Origin of the sequence: Herminiimonas sp. CN (assembly GCF_000622895.1) — a bacterium.
GTDB lineage: Bacteria > Pseudomonadota > Gammaproteobacteria > Burkholderiales > Burkholderiaceae_D > AVCC01.
Map to the genome: position 1 here is coordinate 1 of NZ_AVCC01000096.1, position 11254 is coordinate 11254.

8 protein-coding genes and 1 riboswitch are annotated in these 11254 nt (G+C 62.5%); of the genes, 5 read left to right on the plus strand and 3 right to left on the minus strand.

What is annotated here, in order from left to right:
- The 5 genes from HMCN_RS0115455 to waaA form a co-directional block, all read left to right on the plus strand.
- On the plus strand, positions 1–1094 hold a 1094-nt coding region (locus HMCN_RS0115455), incomplete at its 5' end, for a glycosyltransferase family 4 protein (RefSeq protein WP_025918226.1).
- Positions 1095–1171: 77 nt separating this feature from the next.
- Positions 1172–1492 (plus strand): H-NS family nucleoid-associated regulatory protein, encoded by a 321-nt coding sequence (locus tag HMCN_RS0115460; RefSeq protein ID WP_025918227.1) that lies wholly within the window; start codon positions 1172–1174, stop codon positions 1490–1492.
- 13 nt (positions 1493–1505) lie between these two features.
- Complete coding sequence (locus tag HMCN_RS0115465; RefSeq protein ID WP_025918228.1) at positions 1506–2882, plus strand: phosphomannomutase/phosphoglucomutase; 1377 nt, start codon at positions 1506–1508, stop codon at positions 2880–2882.
- Between the two features lie 181 nt (positions 2883–3063).
- Positions 3064–4041: a lipopolysaccharide heptosyltransferase I gene (gene waaC / locus HMCN_RS0115470; RefSeq protein WP_025918229.1), complete on the plus strand. Its 978-nt coding sequence runs from the start codon at positions 3064–3066 to the stop codon at positions 4039–4041.
- The gene (waaA, locus tag HMCN_RS0115475) at positions 4041–5339 is read left to right on the plus strand and encodes a lipid IV(A) 3-deoxy-D-manno-octulosonic acid transferase (RefSeq protein WP_025918230.1); all 1299 of its coding nucleotides are present in this window, start codon (positions 4041–4043) and stop codon (positions 5337–5339) included. The genes waaC and waaA overlap by 1 nt, the downstream gene beginning before the upstream one ends.
- 10 nt (positions 5340–5349) lie before the next feature.
- Here the strand turns inward: waaA and HMCN_RS0115480 are convergent, their stop codons facing one another.
- From HMCN_RS0115480 to cphA (HMCN_RS0115490), 3 genes are all read right to left on the minus strand, one after another.
- The gene (locus HMCN_RS0115480) at positions 5350–5925 is read right to left on the minus strand and encodes a TMEM165/GDT1 family protein (RefSeq protein ID WP_025918231.1); all 576 of its coding nucleotides are present in this window, start codon (positions 5923–5925) and stop codon (positions 5350–5352) included.
- A 2-nt stretch (positions 5926–5927) separates the two neighbouring features.
- Positions 5928–6150, minus strand: a riboswitch (yybP-ykoY riboswitch).
- Positions 6151–6185: 35 nt separating this feature from the next.
- Positions 6186–8750 (minus strand): cyanophycin synthetase, encoded by a 2565-nt coding sequence (cphA, locus tag HMCN_RS0115485; protein WP_025918232.1) that lies wholly within the window; start codon positions 8748–8750, stop codon positions 6186–6188.
- A gap of 253 nt (positions 8751–9003) precedes the next feature.
- Entirely contained in the window at positions 9004–11184 is a 2181-nt protein-coding gene (cphA, locus tag HMCN_RS0115490) for a cyanophycin synthetase (protein ID WP_025918233.1), read from the minus strand.
- Between the last annotated feature and the right edge of the window lie 70 nt (positions 11185–11254).

An 11254-nucleotide genomic window follows, 5' to 3' on the forward strand; every position in this document is an offset into this window, starting at 1 on the left:
TGTTTTCTTTTTTTATCAGTTTCATTGTGTCCGCATTATTAACCTTGCTTGTCGTCAAGCAGGCTAAATTGCATGGCGCTGCATTGGATTCGGATTTGTTCGGCGTGCAAAAGGTGCATGCACATGCGGTGCCGAGAATTGGCGGGCTATGTATTTTTGCGGCAGTCGTTATTAGCGGATTGATGTCGATGTTGCGTGCACCGTTAATCGGGCGGTGGATATTGTTGCTGCTGCTTTGTTCTTCGGTGGCTTTTTTGGGCGGGATTGTCGAGGATTATACAAAACGTGTCAGCCCTTTGCGGCGATTGGTTTTGACGATGATTGCCGCCGCGATGGGATACTTTCTGCTTGACGCCAGTATCGGGCGTATCGATGGAATATTTTCCGTTTGGCCGTTGAAATATATGTGGATATCATTGCCTTTGACCGTGCTGGCTGTTGCCGGCATTGCGAATGCAGTCAATATCATTGATGGATTCAATGGCTTGGCTAGTGTGGTTACGATATGCATGCTGCTGTCACTGGGTTATGTGGCGCTGCAAGTGGGCGACATGTTTGTGTTGATTGCGGCATTGATGGTCGCTGGAGCGACTGCGGGTTTCCTGGTGTGGAATTATCCGGCGGGATTGATTTTTTTAGGGGATGGCGGTGCGTATTTCATCGGGTTCATACTGGGCGAATTATCCGTGTTGCTGGTGATGCGGAATCCGCAGGTGTCAACATGGTATGCGGCTTTATTGCTGATTTATCCGACTTTTGAAACGCTTTTTTCCATGTATCGGCGCATGTTTTTGCGTGGAAAGTCACCGGGGGTGCCGGATGGAATTCATTTGCATAGCCTGATTTTTCGCCGCTTAGTTCAGTGGGCCGTGGGGCGGCATGATGCGCGTGCGTTAATGCGCCGCAACTCCCTGACCTCGCCGTATTTATGGCTGTTGTCCCTGATGGCGGTGATTCCGGCCACGATATTTTGGCGCCATACATGGGTATTGATGATGTGCTGCCTGTTGTTTGTTTTTGGATACATGTGGCTTTATGCCAGGATTGTGCGGTTTCAGACCCCCCGGTGGATGATTTTCAGTAAAAAGCAGTGATGATCGTTTGTTGCGTTTCCATGTTATTTCTGGGTACTTATAAATTGGTGTTTTGAAAATTTTTGAAGGAAGTTGCGATGGATTTATCAGGATTGTCGTCAGCCGATTTGCGCGCTTTGCAGGAGCAGGTCAAGCAGGAACTTAAAAAGCGCGAGCAGCAGGATTTGACCAAGGCGCGCGAGCAGATCATGGCGATTGCGCAAAGCGTAGGGGTGCCGCTCAAGGAGTTGATGGGCGGCCAAGCGCGCGCGGCCAAGGCGGCTGCAGTGACGAAGGTGGCGGTGCGCTATCGGCATCCTGCCGATGCCTCACTGCAATGGACCGGGCGCGGGCGGCAGCCGAAGTGGGTGCAGGATTGGCTGGCGTCGGGGCAGTCGCTGGACGCGTTGAAGGTATAAGGACCGGATGACCATGCTGCCTTTATCGAAATCCATTTTCAAGGCCTATGACATCCGCGGGATTGTCGGCAACACGCTCGATGCCGGCATTGCACATCGGATCGGCCAGGCCTTCGGCGCTGCGGCGCGGGCCAGGGGCGAGCGCACCGTGGTCATCGGCCGCGACGGCCGCTTGTCCGGGCCGGAGCTGGCGGCAGCCTTGGCTGCCGGCCTGCAGGCGGCGGGCGTGGATGTGATCGACCTCGGCGTGGTCGCCACCCCGATGCTGTATTTCGGCACCCATGTGCTGGGTGCGCAGTCCGGCGTGATGGTCACCGGCAGCCACAACCCGCCCGATTACAACGGCTTCAAGATGGTGCTGGCCGGCGAGGCGATTTACGGCGAAGCGATTCTGGCGCTGCATCAGGCGATTGCGGACGAGAATTTCACGCACGGTGCCGGCAGCTACCGCAGCCATGACATCCGTGCCGCGTACTTGCAGCGCATCGTCGGCGACGTCGCGTTGGCGCGGCCGATCAAGATCGCAGTCGATTGCGGCAACGGCGTGGCCGGCGCCTTCGCCGGCGATTTGTACCGCGCCATGGGGTGCGAGGTGATCGAACTGTTTTGCGAAGTCGACGGCACTTTCCCCAACCACCATCCCGATCCGGCCCACCCGGAAAACCTGCAGGATTTGATCCGTTGCCTGCGCGACACCGATGCCGAAATCGGCCTGGCTTTCGACGGCGACGGCGACCGGCTGGGCGTGGTGACCAAGGATGGCCAGATCATTTACCCGGACCGCCAGTTGATGCTGTTTGCCGCCGATGTGCTGACGCGCCATCCGGGGCGCGAGATCCTGTACGACGTCAAATGCACGCGCCACATCGCGCCGTGGGTCGAGGCGCGCGGCGGCGTTGCGCTGATGTGCAAGACCGGCCATTCGCTGGTCAAGGCCAAAATGCGCGAAACCGGCGCGCCGCTGGGCGGCGAGATGAGCGGGCACCTGTTCTTTAAGGATCGCTGGTACGGCTTCGACGACGGCATGTACGCCGGTGCGCGCCTGCTGGAGCTGCTCACGCGGGTGAGCGATCCGTCCGCGCTGCTGAACGCCTTGCCGCAATCGATCAGCACGCCGGAGCTGCAACTGGCGCTGGCGGAAGGCGAGAATTTCAGCCTGATCGAGAGCTTGCAGCGCGCTGCGCGCTTTCCGGATGCCGAGCAGATCGTCACGATCGACGGCTTGCGGGTCGAGTACGCGGACGGTTTCGGGCTGGCGCGGGCATCGAACACCACGCCGGTGGTGGTGCTGCGCTTCGAGGCGGAGTCGCAGGCGGCGCTGGAGCGGATCCAGGCCGATTTCAGGCGCGTGATCCTGGCGGCCAAAGCGGATGAGGTGTTGCCGTTTTAGAATCGCAGCCAGCATCGGCAACTTTTGGCAACTTCGCCTTTTCAGATACTCACTATGGTATTTTTTAATACCGCAATGAATATATGCAGGTAATCCAGTATTTTTTGGCATGCCCTGCCAGTATTGGTGCTTGTTGGCCCGGCTGCACTGCTGCGAGGGTTTTGTTTGAATTGGATTTGTGTTGAATATCTTGATAGTCCGTGTTTCCTCCCTGGGCGACGTGGTGCATAACATGCCGATGGTGGCGGATATCCTGCATCGTTATCCGGATGCGCAAATCGATTGGGTGGTTGAGGAAGGTTATGCCAGTCTGGTGCGCCTGAATCGTGGCGTGCGCAATGTGATCCCGTTTGCGTTGCGGCGCTGGCGCAAGAGTTTGCTTGCGGCGCAGACGCGGGCCGAAATGGCCGCGTTCTATCGCGCCTTGCGCAGCGAATCGTACGACCTGGTGTTCGATACCCAGGGCTTGCTCAAGACCGGGGTGGTGATGCGCATGGCGCGCCTGAACCCCGGCGGCAAGCGCTTCGGCCTGGCCAATGGGACCGAAGGCTCCGGCTACGAAGGCATTTCCCGCATATTCCACACCGACAGCGTGCCGGTCGGCCGCTTCACCCATGCGGTGGCGCGCGCGCGGCTGGTGGTTGCGGCGGCGTTCGGCACTGCGGTCGACAGTCCGGCAGATTTCGCCTTGCAGGCGCCGGCCTTGCAGCCGAACTGGCTGCCATCGATTCCGTATGCGGTATTTTTTCATGCGACTGCGCGCGCTTCCAAGCAGTGGGCGCCGGCGCACTGGATACGGCTGGCGCGCACGCTGGAGCAGCGCGGCTTGCCGATCCTGCTGCCCTGGGGCAGCGCCGCAGAGAAGCGTGCCGCCGAGAATCTGGCCGAAAATATCCCGAATGCACAGGTGTTGCCCAGGCTGCCGTTGATGGAGGCGGTGGTGCTGGCGCAGCGGGCGGCGCTGGTGGTCGGCGTCGATACCGGCCTGACCCATATCGCCGCAGCATTCGAGCGTCCGACTGTCGAGTTGTATTGCGATTCTCCGCGCTGGAAGACCGAGGGTAACTGGTCGCCGCATATCATCAACTTGGGCGACCTCGGCGCTCCGCCTGCGGTGGTCGAGGTCGAGGCGGCCGTGATCGAATTGCTGGGCGCGTGATGGCGAGGATTGCCTATTCGCTGGCGTGGTGGCTGGCGCTGCCGGCGGTACTGGCGCGGCTGTGGTGGCGCGGCCGCAAGGAAGCCGGCTATCGGCAGCATCTGGCCGAACGCTTTGGCTGCTACGCCGGTGCGGCGCCGGCTGGGCGCAAGATACTGTGGCTGCATGCGGTGTCGGTCGGCGAGACGCGCGCCGCCGAGCCGCTGGTCGAGGCGCTGCTGGCCGCCTATCCCGCACACACGATTTTGCTGACCCACATGACGCCGACCGGGCGCGCCACCGGCCGGGCGCTGTTTCTTAAACATGGATCGCGCGTGCTGCAGAGTTATCTGCCCTACGATACCGGCTGGATGGCGGCGCGCTTCCTGCGCCATTTCTCGCCGCAGGTCTGCATGCTGATGGAAACCGAGGTCTGGCCGAATCTGATTGCGCAGTGCGTGGCGCAGCGGGTGCCGGTGGCCTTGCTCAATGCCCGGCTGTCGGCGCGCTCCTTGCGCCGGGCCGAGCGCTTTGGCGGCTTGATGCGGGAAGCGGCGCAGCGCCTGTCGTGCGTGGCGGCGCAAACTCCGGCCGACGCGCAGCGCCTGCAGCAAATCGGCGCACGCAATGTGCAGGTTACCGGCAGCATCAAGTTCGATGTGGTGCCGCCGGCCGCGGCGCTGGCGTTGGGGGAATCGTTGCGCGAGCGGATCGGTGTCCGTCCGGTGCTGTTGTGCGCCAGCACGCGCGAAGGAGAAGAGGCATTGATCCTCGATGCGCTGCAGGCCGCAGGTGCGGATGCGTCCAGCGACGACATGCTGCTGCTGCTGGTGCCGCGCCACCCGCAGCGCTTCGATGCGGTGGCGCAACTGGTAACAGCACGCGGCCTGACCATGCAGCGCCGTTCGTCGCTGGACGCAGCGATGGCGGGCGCGCCGATCGCACCTGCGGTGCAGGTGCTGCTGGGCGATTCGATGGGAGAAATGTTCGCCTACTACGCGGCCTGCGATGTCGCCTTCATCGGCGGCAGCCTGCTGCCGCTGGGCGGACAGAATCTGATCGAAGCCTGCACACTGGGAAAACCGGTGCTGACCGGGCCGCATACCTTCAATTTTGCCGCGGTGACCGAAGACGCAATCGCCGCCGGTGCCGCGCAGCGCGTTGCCGATGCTGCCGCATTGCTGCGCGAAGCCGCGCTTTTATTGTCGCAGCCGGCGCAGCGGCAGCCGGCCGGGCGCGCGGCGCTTGCGTTTGCGCAGCAGTATCGCGGCGCCACCGGGCGCACACTGGCGCTGCTGCGGGCGCTGATTCCTAATTGAGGTTGCCGGCTTAAAATCCCAGCTTGGCACCCGCTCCCAGCAAGGTCGCCATGCCCAGAATTGCGAAGATGGCCGCCGCAATCCGGTGCACCAGGCGCACCGGCATTTTTTCGGCAATCCGGTTACCCAGAAAAACCGCAGGCACGTTGGCGATCATCATGCCCAGCGTGGTGCCGGCCACTACCGTAAACAAGGCGTGATACTGCGCCGCCAGCGCAATCGTGGCGACCTGCGTTTTATCTCCCATTTCAGCCAGGAAAAAGGCGACTAGCGTGGTGCCGAACACGCCGAAACGGGCGAATTTGGCATCTGCTTCGTCGAATTTGTCCGGAATCAGGGTCCAGATTGCCATGCCGATGAACGAAATCCCCAGCACCCAGCGCAGGGTTTGCGGCCCGATCAGCGTGGTGATCCAGGCCCCGAGCGCACCGGCGAAGCCGTGATTGGCCAGCGTGGCGACCAGGATGCCGAGCACGATGGGAACCGGTTTTTTGTATTTTGCGGCGAGGATGAAGGCGAGGATTTGTGTTTTGTCGCCGACTTCGGCCAGGGCGACAATCCCGGTCGAGATGAGGAATGCTTCCAATTGATGCTCCCAGGCCGGATATGAACCGATGACTATGCCGCTCCCCGGCCAGTCCAGGGCAGCATAGTCATAGGTCTTGCCAGATATCGACAACCTGCCGGGGCCCGGCAGGTTGTGGGCATCGCTTGCGCCATGGCTGTGAAGCCAAGCATGTTGACGCAAGCCCCGGTAATCCAGCTTCTGCAACAACTGGAATCCGGGCGGCTACTCCCCTGTGACTGCACGCATTTTATGCGATTAAGGCGATTTCTGGAACCGTTTTATGCACAGCGTTGCGCAATGTAGGCCAGCGCTTCCTCCACCTGATCGATCAGGATCAGGCACAGGTCGCCGGCGGCCAGGCTGGCCAGCGCGGTGTCGATGGCGAGAAATTCGCCACGCACTTCCTGCACCGACTGCGCCCGTTGCGCCTGCTTCAGGCCCGCGCGCAGCAGTGCCATGACTTCACCGTCGGCGCGGCCGCGCTGGCACTGGTCTTCGTACAGGATGACCTGGTCGAAGGCATCTCCCAGAATCTCGGTTTGACGGCGGATGTCGTGGTCGCGGCGGTCGCCGGCGGCGCTGATGACGACCGAGCGGCGCTGCGCCGGCATGTTTTCGACTGCCGCCACCAGCGCGGCAATCGCGTCCGGATTGTGGCCGTAGTCGGCAATGATGGTGGCGCCGTTGAAATTGAACAGATTGAATCTTCCGGGCGCGGTGCTGGCGTCGCTGATGAAGCTGCTCAAGCCGGCACGAATGATGTCCCAGTCCAGACCCAGGCCCCAGGCGGCGCCGATCGCCGCCATCGCGTTTTCGACCTGAAAGCCGATGCTGCCGTTGCCGGTCAGCGGGATCTGCGCCAGTGCGACCCGGTGTTCGTTCTGGCCAACGGCTGCGACGATCGCGCCCTGCTCCAGGTACACCACGCGTTGCCCTTGGGCGCGGTGGGTCGCAATCAGCGGATGCTTGTTGCTGTTGGCGAAATAGGTGACAGAGCCGGGGCAATCGGTTGCCATGTTGGCCACCAGCGGGTCGGCGGCGTTGAGCACGGCGACGCCGTTGCTTGCCACGTTTTCGACTATGACCCGCTTGACCACCGCCAGGTCTTCCACGGTGCTGATGAAGCTCAGGCCGAGGTGGTCGCCCATGCCGATATTGGTTACCACCGCGACATTGCAGCGATCGAAACCGAGCCCCTCGCGCAAGACCCCGCCGCGGGCGGTTTCAAACACGGCAGCATCCACATCCGGGTGCATCAGCACGTTGCGCGCACTGCGCGGGCCGCTGCAGTCGCCGCTGTCGATGCGCTGGTCTTCGATGTAGACGCCATCGGTGCTGGTCAGGCCGACCCGGTATTTGTTGGTTCTCAGGATATGGGCAATCAGCCTGGCGGTCGTGGTTTTGCCATTGGTGCCGGCCACCGCGACGACCGGAATGCGGCCATCCTCGCCTTCGCGGTACATGGTGGAAATGATCGCTTCGCCAACCGGGCGGCCTTTGCCGAACGATGGCTGCAAATGCATGCGCAGGCCGGGCGCGGCATTGACTTCGACAATCCCGCCGCCTTGTTCCTGCAAGGGCTTGAGCACGGTTTCGCATACCACGTCGACGCCGCAAATGTCGAGCCCGACCATCTGCGCCGCTTCCACCGCGCGCGCCGCCAGTTCCGGATGGACGTTGTCGGTGACGTCGGTGGCGCTGCCGCCGGTGGAGAGGTTGGCATTGTTGCGCAATGCCACCGGTTCGCCTTTGGGCGGGATGCTGTCGAGCGTGTGGCCGTGCTTGGCCAGGGTTGCCAGGGTAATGCTGTCGACCCTGATCTTGGTCAGCGAGGTGGCATGGCCGTCGCCGCGCAACGGGTCGAGGTTGACCTGTTCGATCAGTTCGCTGATGCGGTGAATGCCGTCGCCGATGACTTGCGGCGGGGCGCGGCGGGCCGCGGCAACCAGCTGCTTGCCGATCACCAGCAGGCGGAAATCATGGCCGGGCAGATAGCGCTCGACGATCACGTCGGAGCTGATCGCATATGCGACTGCGAAGGCCGCCAACACTTCTTCGCGGGTCCTGATATTGACCGCAACGCCTTTGCCCTGGTTGCCGTCGCGCGGCTTGACCACCACCGGGCCGTCGATTTCTTCCGCGGCCTTCCAGGCATCTTCCGGGTTTGATACCGATCTGCCTTGCGGCACCGGCACTCCGGCTGCGTGCAGCAACACCTTGGTCAGTTCTTTGTCTTGCGCAATCGATTCGGCAATTGCGCTGGTGCGGTCGGTTTCAGCGGCCTGGATGCGGCGCTGCCGGCTGCCCCAGCCGAATTGCACCATGCTGCCTTCGGTCAGGCGCCGGTATGGAATGCCGCGCGCCACTGCCGCCTGCACGATGGCGCCGGTGCTGGGGCCCAGCCGCACGTCTTCATCGAGCTCGCGCAGGCGGGCCAGCGCTTGCGCCAGATCGAACGGCGCGTCTGCAGTCGCGGCGCGGCACAGCTCTTGCGCCAGTTCGAAGGCCAGCCGGCCGACCGCTTCCTCGGTGTATTCGACCACCACCTGATAGGTGCCCTGCTCGACCGTTTGCACCGACCGGCTGAAGGTGACCGGACAGCCGGCCTGCGCCTGCAGGCCGAGCGCGGCGGCTTCCAGTGCGTGCGCCATCGAGCAGGGCGTTTTTTGACAAGCGGTTTCGAGAAATTTTATTTCGGGAAAGCGTGCCCGTAGCCGGGCTTCAAAGCCGGGCAGGTCGGCAATCGACTGCTCGGTCTCGGGGCAAGACACGATCGCTTCGATCGAGGTATGGCGACTCCAGAGGTTGGGGCCGCGTAAGGCGCGAATACGTGATATTTCCATGAATATTTCCTTGTGTGCAATCAGCACGCTGAGCGTGCGTCGATGCAGCGAATAATCTTAACTGGTGTGCCGCATTGTCCATCAAAGGCAGGAACCGGGCTGAGGCCGGAAATGATTCTTAAAAACAGGGAGTATTACCATTTTCATTGAATTTTTCGCATACTGAAATTGCGATTATAAAAAATACCCCGCGTTTCTTCGGCTTAACCGGCGGCTCTCCTGTTGCGCGCTTATCGTGGACTTTAATCGGGTTTTAATGTGCGGCGCTGGCAAAATCAAAGGTCTGAATGCCGGCGCGGATCAGGTCGCCGGGAATCCCCAGCGCCCAGGCTGCGCCCACCGCGGCCAGAATGTTTTGTGTGGCGGGCACGCGCTGGAGCGGGTCCGCAACGACTATGTTGTCGAGATCGAGGACCGAGGTCTGATCCATGCCGGTTGCCAGCACGACATGGCCGTTGTCGACAAAAACGCAGCGCCCACCCTTGGCGCGGTGCGCGGCCAGCACCGGAATTTCCCATGAAATGCTGAAGAAAATCACGCTGCCATCGCACAGGGCCGCCATCTCCGCCACCAGCGGGTCGGCCGCATTCAGTACCGCCACGCCTTCCGGCAGCACCAGATCGACCTGGGTCCGCGCCACATTGACCATCTGTTCGGCGTCGGCGACATGCAGTTCCGGCAGGCTGTCCTGCGGATCGATGTTGGTCACCACGCCGACCTGGCAGCGGTCGTACGCCAGCCCCTCGGTCAGGATGGTGCGCCAGCCGTTTTCAAACACGGCGGCGGTGACCGAGCGGTTCAGCAGCACCCGGTGCATCGCCTGCCAATCGGCGCAGTCGCGCGTGTCGACCGCTCTTTCGCGCAGATACAGGCCGTCGCTGCAGGCCAGGCCGACATACGCGCCGTGCAGGTGCAGCAGGCGCGCGATCAGGCGCGCCACCACGGTTTTGCCTGCGGAGCCGGCCACGCCAACGACCGGAATCCGGCCGTTGCTGTTCTGCGTGGCCGGGAACAGGTGGTCTACGATCGCCCGTCCGACCGGCCGCGCCGGGCCGTCGGCCGGCTTCAGGTGCATCAGCAGGCCGGGTCCGGCATTGACCTCGACGATCGCGCCGCCTTGCTCCGCCAGCGGGCGGCCAATGTCGGCGGCAACCAGATCGACGCCGGCGATGTCGAGGCCGACGATGCGCGCCGCCAGCGCAGCGGCGGCCGCCACCTCCGGATGCACCAGATCGGTGACATCGAAGGCGACATTGCCATTGCGCTGCACCAGCACCGCGGCGCCGGCCGGCGGAACTGCGTCGGGGCTGAAGCCCTGGCGCGACAGCTCCAGCCGCACCGCCGGGTCCTCGTCGACCAGCACCAGATTGAGCGGGTGGTCTTCGGTGGTGCCGCGGCGCGGATCGGAGTTGATCTGGTCGTTTATCAATTGCGTAATGCTGGCCTTGCCATCGCCAATCACCGATGCGGTTTCGCCGCGCGCGGCTGCCACCATCCTGCCGCCGACGACCAGCAGACGGTGCTCGTTGCCGGCCACGAAGCGCTCGACGATGACTTCGCTGCCTTCCTGTTCCGCCAGCCGGAATGCGGCCTCGATGTCGCTGCGGGTTTTCAGGTCGGTGGAGACGCCGCGGCCGTGGTTGCCGTCCGACGGTTTGACCACTACCGGCAGGCCGATGTCTTCGGCCGCTTCCCACGCATCTTCGATGTTCTCGACGATGCGGCCTTCCGGCACCGGCACCCCGCACGATTGCAGCAGGCTTTTGGTCAGGTCCTTGTCGCTCGAGATGCTCTCGGCAATCGCGCTGGTGGCATCGGTTTCGGCGGTCCAGATGCGGCGCTGGCGGGCGCCGTATCCGAGCTGCACCAGGTTGCCTTCGCTCAAGCGTATCGCAGGAATGCGCCGTTCGGCTGCCGCATCGACGATGCAGGCGGTACTGGGGCCCAGCGCCACCGAGTCGAGCAGGGCGCGCAGCTGCGCCACCGCCGCATCGACATCGAACGGCTTGTCTTCGATCGCCGCCATCACCAGATCGCGCGCTGCCGCCAGCGCCGCCCGGCTGACCGGCTCGTGGCGGGCGCGCACCGCGACCTTGTAGACGCCGCGCTGCTGGGTCTGGCGCGCCTTGCCGAAGCCGCTTTGCATGCCGGCCAGGTTTTGCAACTCGATCATCACGTGTTCCATGATGTGCGCCGGCCAAGTGCCGTCGCGCAGGCGCTGCAGGAAGCCGCCGCGTTCGCCGATTCCGCAGCGGTGCTCGATCAGTCCCGGCAGCCACGCTGTCAGGCGCTCGTACAAGCCGGGGATGGTATTGGAGGGTGAATCTTCCAGGCCGTTGATGTCGACCCATGCTTCCAGGACTGGACGATAGGTCCAGATATTCGGTCCGCGCAAAGACAACACATTGATGATATCAATAGTTTTTTTATTCATATATGAATAGTGAGGCGGTTAGATGAAAGGCAAAAAAAGTAATACGAATAAAATAGACTTAACGTACGTC